This is a genomic window from Bilophila sp. (assembly GCF_057864385.1).
The window spans coordinates 1-13,747 of sequence record NZ_DBMAFI010000080.1 but is presented as its reverse complement, the minus strand read 5'-3'; the positions used below and the strand labels follow the sequence as shown (position 1 = coordinate 13,747).

General features: G+C 52.3%; 18 protein-coding genes. 6 read left to right on the top strand and 12 right to left on the bottom strand.

Annotated features, from left to right (window positions below):
- Together ACZM8Y_RS16100 and ACZM8Y_RS16095 are read left to right on the top strand one after the other, a co-directional pair.
- Window positions 1-382 (top strand): hypothetical protein (locus ACZM8Y_RS16100; RefSeq protein ID WP_489501892.1); only part of this gene is annotated, 382 nt, incomplete at its 5' end.
- 49 nt (window positions 383-431) lie between these two features.
- Complete coding sequence (locus ACZM8Y_RS16095) at window positions 432-827, top strand: hypothetical protein (protein ID WP_483986451.1); 396 nt, start codon at window positions 432-434, stop codon at window positions 825-827.
- Here the strand turns inward: ACZM8Y_RS16095 and ACZM8Y_RS16090 are convergent.
- The 7 genes from ACZM8Y_RS16090 to ACZM8Y_RS16060 form a co-directional block, all read right to left on the bottom strand.
- Window positions 822-1,100: a hypothetical protein gene (locus tag ACZM8Y_RS16090; RefSeq protein ID WP_279060911.1), complete on the bottom strand. Its 279-nt coding sequence runs from the start codon at window positions 1,098-1,100 to the stop codon at window positions 822-824. The genes ACZM8Y_RS16095 and ACZM8Y_RS16090 overlap by 6 nt on opposite strands.
- A gap of 329 nt (window positions 1,101-1,429) precedes the next feature.
- Window positions 1,430-1,657, bottom strand: a complete 228-nt coding sequence (locus ACZM8Y_RS16085) for a helix-turn-helix transcriptional regulator (protein ID WP_279060913.1) — start codon at window positions 1,655-1,657, stop codon at window positions 1,430-1,432.
- Window positions 1,658-1,666: 9 nt separating this feature from the next.
- Window positions 1,667-2,869 carry a tyrosine-type recombinase/integrase gene (locus tag ACZM8Y_RS16080; RefSeq protein ID WP_279060915.1) on the bottom strand — a complete coding sequence of 401 codons (1,203 nt, stop codon included), beginning with the start codon at window positions 2,867-2,869 and terminating at the stop codon, window positions 1,667-1,669.
- A gap of 118 nt (window positions 2,870-2,987) precedes the next feature.
- Window positions 2,988-5,237, bottom strand: coding sequence for a hypothetical protein (locus ACZM8Y_RS16075; protein WP_482333862.1), 2,250 nt, complete (start codon window positions 5,235-5,237; stop codon window positions 2,988-2,990).
- Window positions 5,237-5,944 (bottom strand): DotI/IcmL/TraM family protein, encoded by a 708-nt coding sequence (locus ACZM8Y_RS16070; protein WP_302553915.1) that lies wholly within the window; start codon window positions 5,942-5,944, stop codon window positions 5,237-5,239. Before ACZM8Y_RS16070 ends, ACZM8Y_RS16075 begins: the two co-directional genes overlap by 1 nt.
- Window positions 5,945-5,961: 17 nt before the next feature.
- Complete coding sequence (locus tag ACZM8Y_RS16065; protein ID WP_302553914.1) at window positions 5,962-6,225, bottom strand: hypothetical protein; 264 nt, start codon at window positions 6,223-6,225, stop codon at window positions 5,962-5,964.
- A 340-nt stretch (window positions 6,226-6,565) separates the two neighbouring features.
- A complete protein-coding gene (locus tag ACZM8Y_RS16060; protein ID WP_489501891.1) occupies window positions 6,566-6,691 on the bottom strand; it encodes a hypothetical protein in 126 nt (41 codons plus the stop codon).
- A 170-nt stretch (window positions 6,692-6,861) separates the two neighbouring features.
- Here ACZM8Y_RS16060 and ACZM8Y_RS16055 point away from each other — a divergent pair, with 170 nt between their 5' ends.
- From ACZM8Y_RS16055 to ACZM8Y_RS16045, 3 genes are all read left to right on the top strand, one after another.
- A complete protein-coding gene (locus ACZM8Y_RS16055; protein WP_479859779.1) occupies window positions 6,862-7,578 on the top strand; it encodes a glycosyltransferase in 717 nt (238 codons plus the stop codon).
- Entirely contained in the window at window positions 7,508-8,482 is a 975-nt protein-coding gene (locus ACZM8Y_RS16050; RefSeq protein WP_479859780.1) for a GGDEF domain-containing protein, read from the top strand. Before ACZM8Y_RS16055 ends, ACZM8Y_RS16050 begins: the two co-directional genes overlap by 71 nt.
- Before the next feature lie 158 nt (window positions 8,483-8,640).
- Window positions 8,641-10,035 (top strand): TolC family outer membrane protein, encoded by a 1,395-nt coding sequence (locus tag ACZM8Y_RS16045; protein ID WP_489501890.1) that lies wholly within the window; start codon window positions 8,641-8,643, stop codon window positions 10,033-10,035.
- A 303-nt stretch (window positions 10,036-10,338) separates the two neighbouring features.
- Here ACZM8Y_RS16045 and ACZM8Y_RS16040 read toward each other — a convergent pair whose 3' ends face one another.
- Together ACZM8Y_RS16040 and ACZM8Y_RS16035 are read right to left on the bottom strand one after the other, a co-directional pair.
- A complete protein-coding gene (locus tag ACZM8Y_RS16040) occupies window positions 10,339-10,461 on the bottom strand; it encodes a hypothetical protein (protein ID WP_479859782.1) in 123 nt (40 codons plus the stop codon).
- A complete protein-coding gene (locus ACZM8Y_RS16035) occupies window positions 10,458-10,925 on the bottom strand; it encodes a hypothetical protein (protein ID WP_489501889.1) in 468 nt (155 codons plus the stop codon). The genes ACZM8Y_RS16040 and ACZM8Y_RS16035 overlap by 4 nt, the downstream gene beginning before the upstream one ends.
- A gap of 21 nt (window positions 10,926-10,946) precedes the next feature.
- Between ACZM8Y_RS16035 and ACZM8Y_RS16030 the strand changes: the two genes are divergently transcribed.
- Window positions 10,947-12,155 carry a tyrosine-type recombinase/integrase gene (locus tag ACZM8Y_RS16030; RefSeq protein WP_482333866.1) on the top strand — a complete coding sequence of 403 codons (1,209 nt, stop codon included), beginning with the start codon at window positions 10,947-10,949 and terminating at the stop codon, window positions 12,153-12,155.
- Between the two features lie 8 nt (window positions 12,156-12,163).
- Here ACZM8Y_RS16030 and ACZM8Y_RS16025 read toward each other — a convergent pair whose 3' ends face one another.
- The 3 genes from ACZM8Y_RS16025 to ACZM8Y_RS16015 all read right to left on the bottom strand — a co-directional run.
- On the bottom strand, window positions 12,164-12,469 hold the full coding sequence (locus ACZM8Y_RS16025; protein ID WP_482333868.1) for a hypothetical protein: 306 nt from the start codon (window positions 12,467-12,469) through the stop codon (window positions 12,164-12,166).
- An 18-nt stretch (window positions 12,470-12,487) separates the two neighbouring features.
- On the bottom strand, window positions 12,488-12,802 hold the full coding sequence (locus ACZM8Y_RS16020; RefSeq protein ID WP_489501888.1) for a hypothetical protein: 315 nt from the start codon (window positions 12,800-12,802) through the stop codon (window positions 12,488-12,490).
- A 475-nt stretch (window positions 12,803-13,277) separates the two neighbouring features.
- Window positions 13,278-13,747: ankyrin repeat domain-containing protein (locus ACZM8Y_RS16015; RefSeq protein WP_489501887.1), on the bottom strand; the 470-nt coding region annotated here is incomplete at its 5' end.

Genomic DNA, 13,747 nt, shown 5'->3' with positions numbered 1-13,747 from the left:
TGAAGTTATGGAATTTATAAATATAACACACGCAATTCCGAAAAAATTAAAAGGATATAATGGAAGTTTATTTATTAAAGATGGTATTATATTAATAATTAAAGTAAGTAGAACAGATAAAAAATTTTATGGAGCAAATGGTAATATTCTTGACACGCTAATTTATGCTTTAGAGGAAAACAGTATACATTTTGGTATAGTTTTATTGAATAATGAGCAGGGAGGGTGGTTTTACCCTGATAATATCATATTCAATAAAATCCAGCGAGGAATATGGCGAAAGGCTAATGATGGGGACTATAAAATAAATTTTCCATTTATGGATTCATTTTACTTTAACTCATATGATGACTTTGAAGGAATATTTAAAATGTTAATATAAAAATAATTTACTAAATCAAAGAGATAGACCATTTTAGAGGGATGCATACATGATAATTATGATAACATTAGATTCAAATTATCAAAAAATATGGGAAAAAAGTGGCACCGCGACTTTTGACTCATATTATGAAGGCACGGACAAAATACAAATTATCCAAAAAGATATACCTAAAACTTTATACGCTATTGGTGTATATCGATCAAGAAAATCATTGCCGCAAGAATTTTCTCCCTCTTTGCTTCAGATAACACGAGTTAATGTATTATCAGAAAATACCAAACGACATGATATAGAAATTGATTTTGATTTTTTAAAAAAATTACCGATGTCGGTGAATTCCACTTTACACAAAATGATACCAGAATCAACACCATTGATACGTTATATTAATGACAGTCACTTTTTTAAATTGCAAAAAATAAAAAATTTCGATGAGTTATAATATTACATATACAGTTTTTCTTATCTCAATTTCCAAAAGGAAATTTTGAAGTTCTTCTTTATGGGGAATAATGGCGTCAATGTCGATGTTTTCCGTTTGCGGGCCGGGCGTGTCTGGGATTTCGTTACTGCTTCCCGAAATGCGGATGCCTGGCGAGATGCCCATCACTCGTAAAAAAACTCGAAGTTTCCGCTTGTCTCTCTTACCTGATGTTTCCTTGGCATTGTCTGTCCCGTTGCCTTTTTGAAGTGTGAGAAGCGAAGCGCCGAACACTTGTCGGAGTCCAGAGGCGCAGCCTTTGGCAGGAGAGTAGCTGTTGTCAGACAGCTACCATCCTGTAAAGAAAAACTCCCGGCGCTTTCCGGCAGGGCATTTTTTCATACGGATTGCCATGTAGGCACTGTGTCCCCGCTTTGGGTATGCGTCTCCACCCAGATTAATTTCATGCCGTGAGGAGTGAAAAGACACACCCCCGCCGCGCAGTAACGCACGGAAAGGGCAATCTGAAAATTCGGGCATGGCGTGGGGCAAAAGGAAAGCGGCGCGGACAGGGGTCAAGCCCTGGTCGCGCCGCCTTGCGGAAAAGGATTGGACGGGGTATTTTAGTTATGTGCTTCGGTTGTATGCTCTGCTCCGTTTTGGCCGGAAAGACGCCTGACAAGGGCAAAAATGTCCGCTGACCGCCAGACGGTTGTGCGCGGCCCCAGTTTTATGGGCTTGGGGTAACGTCCGTCTTTGCAACCCTGCCACCACGCGCTTTTGCTGATGGGGATAATTGTTAAAACCTGCGGCAGACGCAGAAAATGTTCATTGCTGTTTTCCGGGAACATGGTTACTCCTTATGGACAGTCAAGCGACTGTTGTTCTCTGGTTTTTCTTCGTAATTCGTCTAAAAAGTCGGCCCACTCTTGCATCATCTTTCGGCGTTCGGGCAGGTATTCCGCCCTGTTGTATATTCCACGAATGATATTGCGCGGAACATGGGCAAGCTGTCTCTCTATCCAGTCTCCATTATATCCAAGTTCGTTGAGCATAGTGGAAGCCATAGACCTGAATCCATGCGGACACATCTCATCATTTTCAAAGCCAAGCCTGCGGATTGCTCCAAGCAGAGCGCTTTTGCTCATGCTCCTTTTTTCCGTCTTGTAGTTGGGGAAGACATAAACATCCTTGCCTGAATACGCCTGCAATTTCCTCAAGATGGCGACGGACTGCCTGCTGAGAGGGATAAGATGATCGCGCGACATCTTCATCCGTTCGGCGGGGATTCGCCACAGTCCGTCCTCAAAGTCGATTTCCCGCCACTCGGCGTTTCTCAGTTCTCCTGTCCGGCAAAAGGTCAGAGCCATAAGCTGGAGGGCGCTCCTGACAACAAAGGTGCCGGGATAGTTGTCGATGGCAATCATCAGATGCCCCACGGCTTCGGGCGTTGTCTGCGAGGGAAGGTTCCTTCTGACGCGCGGGGCCAGTGCCCCCTTGAGGTCAGCCGCCGGATCGCGTTCCGCCCGTCCTGTGGCAATGGCGTAGCGGAACACACTTGAGCAGATGGAGCGCACGATATGGGGTATGTCTTTGGCTCCCCTTGCCTCAATTTTTCGTAAAAGGGCCAGAAGTTCGGGGGCGGATACAAGATGGACGGGCTTTGAGCCAATCTGTGGGAAAAGGTTGCGCTCCATTCGATGTATAATGCTTGTGGCATAGTTTGCACTCCATTTGTCTTTGTTCTGCTCGTACCATTCAAGGGCAACGGCCTCAAAGCTGTTTTGACAGGCCGCTTTTTCAAGTTTCCGCTTTTCGGAAGGGTCAATGCCGTTGGCAATGTCCTTTCGGGCTGTCGCGGCGCGTTCCCGCGCTTCCTTAAGGGATACGGTCGGGTACAGTCCCAGAGAAATCAGCTTTTCCTTTCCCTGAAAGCTGTATTTGAGCCGCCATGCTTTCGTTCCGCTGGGAGCAATCAGCAGAAATAGTCCATGTCCGTCAAATAACTTGATTTGTTTTTCTCCCGGCTTCGCATTTCGTAGGGTGGTGTCGGTCAGGGGCATATGGGGTAATCCTCCGTTTCAAGAATAATTTACCCCGATTGTTACCCCGAATAATCCGGGGTGTCCACATGTCCTAAAAAATCCATGAAAGTCCATGTCAAAAATATATTCAATTTTTTCAGGATAATAAAAATAAAATAGACGTGAAAATTTTGCGATGGGAGTTTTCGTAGCATAATCTTTTGGGGTCTTCCCGGATGGCCTCAATGCGTCCGGCATGGTAGTTCTGATAGTATTCGGGCATAAGCTGCACATCGGCGGGCATGAGAAAGAACCGAGAGCCGAGAACATGCCGCGCCAGCATATACATGACCGCCGACTGTCTGTCCGCCGTGGCTCCTCCGCGCGGAGCCACTTCGTCCAAGTCGAGACTGACGATCTGCGCGTCGCCCAAATCGAACCGGGTAGGTTCCTTCAGAATGACATACGCTTCAATGGCGTCCAGTAATGAGCGCCAGACATTGTTGATGGTGTGTTCCTCATAGGTGTTCTGGATGCCCTTGTTCTGCCGAATCTGCGCCCCCACATCGGCCAGCAGCGGCACGGCGTATCTCTGCGCCTGCAATGCCTCATGCACATACCCCCGCTCAAAAAGCCCATCGACCACTTCCCACCAGGAGGTGGAAGCGTCGCGGCTGATGCCTTCATGGACAATGAGGTCATGCAGTTCCGGCAACACATTGGGTTGATAGAGCCGGGGATGATTGCCATCAGAAAGTTCCTCATAGGCCAAGTCGATAGCCCGGCCTATCAGACCCGGCACGCCGTCCGCCGGAGCCGTGACATCCAGCGGCGTGGCCAGCAGCGATAGCAGGTTGACCAGAAACGCCTTGTGCGAGGGCAGGGGCTTGCGGCACCCCAACGGCGTGTCAAAGGGATTGACGGCATAGTCCGGCGTCATCCTGAGCCGGTGATAGGCGGCAAGGTGTTTTTTCCCTTCGGGCAGGTTTTCTTTCAGGAGCGTGATAAGGCCGGAGGAAGACGGCCCCACGTCCACGATGGACAGCCACGGCAGGCGGGACAGTCCGGCCTGTGTGACAAAGGCAAAATTGAAGGCGTTGAGGAAGACCGATTTACCGCCTCCCATCGGAGCTACTCCCAAATCAATCCACGCGGCCTGTTCGGAGGAATTGGGCGCGAACGGCATGATTTTGCCGTCCTGAGTGCGGAACAGAAGGCTTCCTTCTTTCCAGGGTGAAGCCGAGCGTAACGGCCACATGCCGATGGCCTCCTGAAGCGGCGCGGCTGTGACCGGGGCCGGACTGGTCGGCATCATGCCGGGCAGTGTCGCGGTAACGCCGAGCAGCGGGTCGCCCAGAGCTTCGGAAACATCCGTAGTGCCCCAACCTTGTACGGCTTTGGAGAGTTCCGCGACACGACGCCTGAGCAGAAGATGGGCGTCCTGTTCACTTTCCCGCATACAGGCCCAGGTGCAGAGGCAGATACGGAATTTCACGTAGCACACGCCTTCCAAATCCAGCGCCCGCAAGGTTTCCACACATTGTTGAGCCGCTTGTTGTCCGCATTGGTGAAGGCCAGAATCGCTGCCAGCAACGGCTTGAGACCCATGTTCAGGCCGCCGTCTTCCAGCAGAAAAGACATTCGATACGGCAACCGCTCGTCCCGCCGAGCCAGCACCCGGAAGAAGTCCTGGAAGGGTTTGGGCGTCTGCGGCATGAGCGTCATAATCAGCGGCCCATAGATGCGCTCGCCTATTCGGATTGCGTTCCGCGACACCATCGCGCGGCCAGGCCAGCAAATCCGCCTGCCGGAAGGCGTCCAGTACACCTGTCAGAAAACCGTTATGCGCGTCATGCAGGGCGGCGACGGCACGGGCAATCTGCTGGCAGCCCGCGAGCGTCGGTACTTTGGACATGGCCGCGTCGCGCTCCTTCAGAGCCGTTTTCCGCAGGGTGTCGGGCAACACGGCAGGCCGTGTCCACAGTACAATCCAGCATTTTTCAAGGGCGCAGTAGCGTTGCAGCGCATGGCCCCAATCCTCCAGCAGCGGGCCGATATGCAGGCCGAGGTTGTGCGCCGTCAGACGGGACGGCTGGAGCAGTTCGGCAATGCGTTCCCCGCTGCTTTCCGGGTCATATTCAAAGACTACCTGAAGCGCATGGCCCGGCTTGGAGAGCGTGGCCTGGAGCTTTTCCGTCAGGCCGGAGACGATGGCCGTGTATTCATCCACCCCTACATGCTTCAGCGAACCTTCCAGATGAAGAAGGCTGACGAGGCTTCCGTCATCGGCCACGAGTACGCCGTTATCCACGGTTTCAAGCCTGCAATAGCTGTGAACCGGCCCGGCGAATGCTTCCGAGAGAGCGCGGATGCCGCGATCCACGCCGTTGACAAGTATATCAAGCATTACGCATCCCTCTTGAGTACGACTTGCTGAATGACCACGCCGCGCGGCGTCTTTGCCGTGGACGCGCGGCAAACAAGGACTGTGGCAAGGAGTTTTTGCGTGTTTTCCACGCCTTGGCTGGACTCGTAGGAGACAATCAGGGGGAACTCGACTTTCCATGTGGCCTTGCCGCCGACCAGACCGGAAGCGATGATGACCGGCGCACGTGTGGCCACGGCGGAAGCGGAAAGCCGTTTGTCCCGAATCATGTCCAGAATGCCGGAACTTTGCAGGGAAGCCAGAAAGGACTTGTAGGCCGCGTCATCGAAGTGAGGTCTGATGCTTTCCAGTTTTTCCCGCCACTCAAGGAAGTTGAGCGACATGGCCCCGGTAATGGTGTCCGACACCCACGTCAGCAGCCCGCTCTGGGTAAGCAGCGGCTGGTCGAGCGGCACCATAGGCGCAAGCCGCAAGTCCGGCGTGGCCGCGAAGTATTGCGGCTTCGGTTGGTTCAGGAGCAGGATGGTGGCAAAGCCCAGACTGGCGCACAAGGCCACGGTCAGAGCGAGAGCCAGTTTCATGGCCCGGCGGAACTGCGCCCTGTACCAGTTCAGTCCCCCAATGACGGTGGCGGCATCTGGGGCGGGCGACGAGGCATGAGCTTCCCTCACGCTTTGAGCCTGTTCCTGAGACTCCGGGGCGTCTTTTTGTTTTTTGAAAATATTCATGCCTCATCGCCTCACGCTTACAGGCCCAATTCGCCCATGCCGGAAGTCTGGTCAGAGCCGAAAAGAGTAGCAGAACCGGAACCGAGGAGTTCTCCCAGACCGAGCGCCAACGCACCGATAACCACCTTGGTCAGTCCGTCCGCGTAGGTGCTTTGTCCCTGATTTTTCGTGGCCTTATATGCGAACTTTTTAATGTTAGTAACTACATGAAATAAAAATATAAAATTTTCATATTTTGTCTTTGGTACCCCTCTATCTACCCATTTCTTTGAAAGATTCAAAAAATTTTTCTGGACGGACTTGAACCGTTTTTAAAAGGTATAAGATACTAGCGAGTCTTATTGGAGAGTATTGGCAATAATTGTGGGGTAGGGAGATAGATAGAGATGTAAAACAAAGTTTTTAATATTTAATTTAGTATGGTTATAAGGAATTGTGTCAAAAGTTAATATCTCATCTAAACTTTCCTCTTGACTTAATGTGAAGAAAATGCGTAGCTGACGCCTGTCAGCCATACTGGTATTTGGCTGCATTGTTCCTGCTGGTATTGGAACTTGTATGTAGAAAGGCGTGTTGCGTCTTTTTTTAAATATAAGTAACAAATTGATATAGCAGGATTTTTTATGCTCTCTCTCTCTCTCTCTCTCTCTCTCTCTCTCTCTCTCTCTCTCTCTCTCTCTCTCTCTGATTTTTCTGAGCCACTTGCCTTACGGTGATCGCCATAAGGATGCCCCGTACCGAAATCATGTCTCGGCACGGGGCGTTTTGTTTTTTGCATAGGGCTCAGGGATACGGCGGGCAGCTCTCCCTAGTCCATCTCCCCTTGGAAGGCTTCATAATTACAGAAAGGGGACACGGCATTGATGTAGAAAGCGTGTCCCTTTTTGGAAAATACTGTTTAAGAGAATCCACAAGCCATGTGTGAATTTTTTGTGCAGAAAGAACACAGTCCCGGTTCCTGTGCATGGCTGGAACATGATGCGTTCCTTTTTTGTGCTGTTGTGGAAGAGGAACGGCAGGAGATCGTGACCCTTTCCGTGCGGGATGCCGCCCGGCTGCGGGAGGGCGGCTTCTGGTGCAGGCTGCCGTCCCTGCTCTCGGCGCGCCCTGACTGCCATGTGGCCCTTATCAGCACGGGCAGGGAAGTCCGCCTCGACAGCCTCCGGGAGGGCATGGCGGCGTTTCCCCCCGGCATGAGGGGGCGGATCCACCTGCTGGACTTCCTCCCCCAAAACGCCTACCGCGACCTGCTGCGCGTCTCGTCGCTGCATCTCTGTAAAGACATTTCCTTTATGCTGCCCTCCGAACTCTTGGAGGCCATGAGCTGCGGGTGCGTTGTGCTCGCGCCCGACACCGGGGCCGTCCGCGAAGTCCTCAGCGACGGCCTGAACGGTTTCCTGTACCCCTCCGGGCGCAGGATGAACTGGGCCATGCTCATAACCCTGCTGCTCGAAAAACGGGCCGGGCTGAGCCCCATACGCCGGAACGCACGGAAGGCCGTTTTGGGGAAACACAATAAAAACACCCTGCTGCCAAGGCATATCGCTTTCCTGATGGAGCGTTATGCCCACTGGCGCGCACGGCAGGTACAACCCGCAGAGGGGAAAGATGCGCTCAAGCCTGCCTCTGCCTAAGCTCCTTGGGATCATTTCGCGGATCGTGAACGACAGCGGATGCACAGCCCGCATTGTCGACGAAATACCCGAACAGGATAAGGAAATCCGGGAGCTCTGCCTCCAGATTTACGAACTGCGCCGGGCCGCGCAATCCATCGCGCACGGCGGGCTGGATGTCCATTTCAAAAACTGCGGCTGCATGGCCATGTATTTGAAGGACATCATGGACAGGCTCAAGGCGGTCGAGTGGGGTATCAAGGAGCTCGCGGAGGGCGACACGCCGGAACTTCCCCGCTTGGGGGCCATCGGGACGTACTTCGAGCTCATCGGCAATACGCTGCAGGAAAACAGAAGGCTCATCGACAAATACAGGAGCTTGTCCCTGACCGACATGCTGACGGGCCTCCCGAATCGGCGCGGCTTTTGGGTTTTGGCGGAAAAGGGCTTTGCCCGCGCAAGCCTCAGGCGGCAAAGCGTTTCCTTCATCATGGCGGATATCGATCATTTCAAGAAGGTCAATGACCTGCACGGCCATGAGGCGGGGGATGAGGTGCTGCGCGCGGTGGCGCGGCGCTTTCTGGGCTGCCTCAGGGGTGAGGATATCTGCTGCCGGTATGGCGGGGATGAATTCCTCGTCATGCTGCATGATACGGATGTGATCCGGGCGGTATTGGTTGCGGAACGGCTGCGCAAGAGCATCGCGGGAAAGCCGATCCTCGCAGGAGGGGAGGAGATCCGGGTGACGATCAGCCTCGGGGTGACGGGAACCGTCGCTGCCGATTGCGCCGGAACGCGGAAATGCCGTGCGGAAATACGGCGGGCGGTGCAGGTGTCCGACGCATTTCTCTATAACGCCAAGGAAGCGGGCAGGAACAGGGTCGCCGCCGACCTGCCGAAAGCGGATGGGAGGGTGGCGCAATAAGCCCTTCCTTTTTTGAAAGGGGAGGGCGCCTGTCGAGGGAAACGCCGATCCGCCTGTGCGCGGCGCGGCTTTTTAGGAAAACGCTTGGGGGATGTCCCGAGCGAGCGCGTGGGTGAACGCCACGCAGGAGGGTAAACTGCCCTCTGGAGGAACAACATATGTACGGTAAAACCTTTGTGATGATTCTTATGACGGCGGTGCTGTGCCTTGGCGGAACGGCGAACGCCCCGGCCGCTCCCGCCTCCAACGCAGCCGCGGCTTCCGCGCCCGTACAGGAAGGCGCCGTCTCCGTCCGGGAAACCGTGGCCGAGACCATCGCCCACCACCGTGGGCTCAAGGTTATTCAGGAAAATCTGGATGTGACCCGCTATGAACTGCGCCGGGCGAAAGCCGGATGGGGGCCGAGCGTGGACGCGACCGGCCGCTACGGGGCCAGCCGCCTGAGCGACGATACCACACGCTCGTACGGTTCGGATAAGGGGATGTACGCGGCGAGCGGCGTGGGCCTTACCCTGACCCAGCCCCTGTGGGACGGCTTCGCCACCCGCAGCCGTGTCCGCACCGGGGAAGCCACCGTTGAGTCGATGGAATACCGTGTGTTCGACAATGCCACCTCGTTCGGCCTGGACGGGCTCATTGCCCATGTGGACTACCTGAGGCGGCGCGAAATCCTGCGCCTCGCACAGGAGAATGTGGCGCGGCATAAGGAGATCCTCGCTTCGCAGCGGGATCGCCTGAGCCTTGGGGCATCCACGACGGCTGACCTGACCCAGACGGAAGGCCGCCTTGCCCGCGCCATGTCCACCCTGACGGACGCCGAGGCTTCACTGCGCGAAGCCGAAGCCTCCTATATCCGGCTGACCGGGAAGCCCGTGCCCACGTCGCTTGCGGAAGTGTATGTCCCCGAAGGGATGTTTGCCGGCCCCGACGAGGTGATGAAGGCGGCTGAGGTGGGGAACCCCAAGCTGAAGGCGTACCTTGCGGACATCCGGGCGGCACGCGGCGAGAAGGAGCTCGCACAGTCGGCCTACCATCCGAAGATCAACCTTGAGGTTGGGCCGAACTATTCGGATCGCGGCGGCAGGGGGAGCAACTGGACGTCGAGTTTCGACGTCATGGCGACCATGCGCTGGAACCTGTTCAACAGCGGCGCGGATAAGGCCGAGACGGAAGCCGCCGAGTCGCGCGTCCGTCAGGCGCGTCAGACCGCCTATAACTTCTTTGATGATTTGAATCTTGAAATCGCGGACACGTGGACGCGTTACATGGCCGCCATCGATCAGCGGAAGTATTATCAGGAAGCGGTCGTTTACAATACGCAGACGCGGGATGCCTATCTGGCGCAGTTCAACCTTGGGCAGCGCAGCCTGCTTGATGTGCTGGACGCCGAGAACGAGCTCTTCAACTCCGCCACGGAGGAAGCCACGGCACGCGGGAACGAGATCGTCGGGGCCTACCGGCTGTACGCGCTGGCCGGGCAGTTCCTTCCTGTGCTGAACATAGACGACAAGTTCCTTTACGCTTCCCAGCGCGAAAGCGGGGAGTCCAAGTAATCCTGCTTACTCCGGGGCGCTGCCCGGATCATGCCGGGGTGCCTGCCCTAGGCCCTGCCGAGGGGCGCTGCCCCCTTGACCCGGCGGCGCGTTTCCTTTGGCGGCTTTGCCGCCAAAGGAAACGCTTGTACGGCGCAGTGGAACGGGATACGCTTTTCTTTGGCTCTGTTATAGTATGTGATTGTTTCATCTCCACAGCACGGTAAAAAGACGGCCCTTTTCTCCACTGTTCCCATCAGCGGAATCCATAACTAAAGTATTTTTCTGGTTATTCTTTTGGAACTTCAAAGAAAAAAGCATCTATCATTTTCTATGATACCGCCTTTTTTTGATCTTGTGGGCATCGGTGTACGGGCCAACAGCCTGCCGCAGCAATACGGTGAACAAAATGGGCAGGTGCAGGGACTGGAAAAGGCGTCTTTTCATGGCCTTTCCGCACGATTAAATATGAATGGATTTTCTTTGTTCCCATTTGGCTCCCTTTTGGGAATCAAAGAAAACGCAAAAATGGAGTGGAAAAGGCAGACTGCTGTAAGGTATCCCCGCAGCTTGCCTAAATACCCTTTAAAAAGAAGGCCCTGCCCCAACGCTTGATGGGATGCCATTTTACACTGAGGCTGTGCCATAGGAAATGGCTGATGCAAGTTCCAAAGGAATAACCAATAAAATGCCTCAGCCGCAGAGCCTGCCAACAGGAAAACTGAAAAAAGCTCTGTTTCTCTCTCTCTCTCTCTCTCTCTCTCTCTCTCTCTCTCTCTCTCTCTCTCTCGGTCACATATTGACAATAGTAAGAAATAAATAATTATTAAATTCAATATATTATCGTCAATATTTTTATCCTGAAAATCTATTTTGGATAAGTTTTGGATAAGCATCTTGCCTTCTTTCATCGTATCCTCTAACCTGCTCATATGAGTAGTGAAACTGAAAGAAAATACATAAAGACCAAGTTCGAGGGCGTCTTCTTCCGCCAGTCCGCCAAGCGCGATCCGCGCACCGGAGAGTACGACAAAATCTACTGCTTCTGGTACGCAGACCACGAGGGTAAGGGACACTGGAAAACCGTCGGCAGGCACAGCAAGGGCATCCGCCCGGCTACGGCCAGAAAGGAGCGGGCAAAGTTCCTTGCCGAATTTGAGGCTGCCGGCGTCAATCCCATTGAACGTGATAAAATCACCATCGGGGAGATCGTTGATGCTTACCTTGCGTGGGGCAGAAGCGAGGGGAAATACGTTGACCAGCATTACAGTCAGTACAACGCCCATCTCAAGGCCAAAATTCACGCTCTGCCGGTTGTCGAGCTGACTCCGAATCTTCTTTCCAACCTCAAGGCACAGCTCCTGAAAACACCGACCGGGAATACAAAATACAAAAAAGGTACTGGAAAGTCCAACACTACAGGGAAGACGCGGAAAACTCTGGCCGGGCAGACCGTGAACAATATCTTCAGCTTCATGCGTTCCGCCATAAACCGTGCCATCGCCACCGGCACATGGAGCGGAGTCAACCCGCTGTCCACCAAAGGTGGTACATGGAAAATGGTCAAAGCCAACAATGAAAGATTGCGCTTTCTGACACGGGAAGAGGCCAAGGCCCTTTTGGACGACCTTGAAAAGCGGCATCCGCAGTTGCATGACATGGCTCTGCTTTCCCTGCGAACCGGCCTCCGGCCCACAGAAATTTTCAAGCTGCGCGGACAGGATGTGGATGCCAACGCCTGTGGCCTTTATATCATTCAGAAAGGAGGCAAGCGGGTTTTCGTCCGAGTGCCGGAGGACATGGTCAGGATGATCCAGGCGTACAAACGCAAACCTGCGGAACCCATCTTCCAGCAGCCCCGCAAGAAAACAGCGTTTACCAAGACTCCCGCCTGCTTCCAGACCGCCGTCAGAAAGCTCAATCTGGCCCCGAAGGACGGTGATAGTCTGTACGCCGTCACCCTGCATACCATGAGACATACCTTCGCATCCTGGCTGGCTCAGTCCGGCAAGGTCACGCTTATGGAGCTGCAAAAGCTCATGCGTCATAAGAACATCACCATGACGATGGGATACGCTCACCTTTTCCCAGGGCAGGAAAACGAAAAGCTCTCGATTATAGGGGATATGCTGGCGGCCTGAGAAATCCATCATTTTGATTCCGAAGTTTGGATACGCCCAGAGGCAATATACTCTTCCAGTACGGCGCGTTCATAGAAGACACGCCTGCCAAAGCTCGTATATGCCGGGCCAACGCTTTCCTGTCGCCAGTATGCGAGAGTTTTTTGGTGGATACCAAACTCTTTTTCCACATCTTTAGGCGCAAGTAGTTTTTTTACTGGGCCTTCAGAAGTACTCTGCACATTTTTATTGCTGGCAAGCCGTACGGCTTCTATAATAAGAGGAAGCAATTCTTCAGGAGTAGAAAGGATGATGGTACGTCCGTCAGTTTCCATGAAAGCTCCTTGAGAATATTACTCAGCGTATGTCCCGTAATACTTTGCGACCAATTCCAGCATGGAATTACACCCGTTTGCCATGAGCATTTTTTCTCTGTGGCGTCGGACGCCGCTTCGGGTGATTTTCAGGCAGCGGGTGATTCTTGTGGTGTTTACCCCACTGAGAGACAGGTGAAAGACTTCCGCTCCACGAGACGTAAGTTTTATGGGGTGCTTGGGATAGGCCAGCGTCTCCCCGGTGCAACGCATGATTTCTATAGTGGTATGCACGGAAAACTTTTTGCGGATGCGAGAAAGATGCAGATGGATGAGTTTGCGTGATGTACGCATGTCACGTGCAATTTTTTTTTGGTGTTGTACCTTTCATCAACAGATTGACGACTTCTTGTTCTTTCTTGGTCAGTAGCTCCAACATAACTTCCCATCACTAATGGCTAAAACAGATTCAAAAGGGATTGAATCTTGTGTAGCATGGAGAAATCAGGCTGGGCAGTGGCCAATTTATATACTTTTCAAGTTTTCATGAAAAATGAAATAAATCAATAAAATATACTGTTAATGCAGCGAAACGGGAGGGTGGGTGTAAAGAGTCGGAAAGCCCCGAAGGATGTTTGCGCTTCGTCTGAGCTGATGTCCGATAATTGTATTTACGCGCGCATTGCGTGGAGGGAAAGATAGACTATAAGCGAACAGCACGGTTGCTTCTTTTTCACCATTAGCAATGTTTGAGCACAACAAAAACATAAATCGCCCAATACTAAATGAGGTACAAGGCGATTTATGGAAAAGAGTTATTTGATGTATTTTATTTTAACAGTGCACGGACTCTTGAACTAATTTTTGCATTATTCAATGCAAAATCATAAGCACGCTGTGTACCTAAAACTTTTGCATTGATATCTGCTCCTGCTTTAATGAGCATGATAATTGTATTGTCATCACTATTTAAAGCTGCATAATGAAGGAGAGTCATCCCTTCAAAATCCGTTTCATGGACAGAATATCCAGCATCAAGAAGTTCTTTTACTTTTTTCCAATTGCCATCCGATGCGGCCTGTACAATAATAGTTGTTTCAAAACTTTCTGAATCTGAAAGATCTTCCTCTATATCTTTGTTTTCTACACTCGCAATAGAATTTAAAACATATTGAGGTGTATTGTTTGGTGTTTGGGCGCAAACTGTTGTTATACTTAAATGTATAACGAATAAAACATAAATAAATTTCATACAACTAGTACATTGTTTCATTTGTGTATCTCCTTTTTGTTTACAGT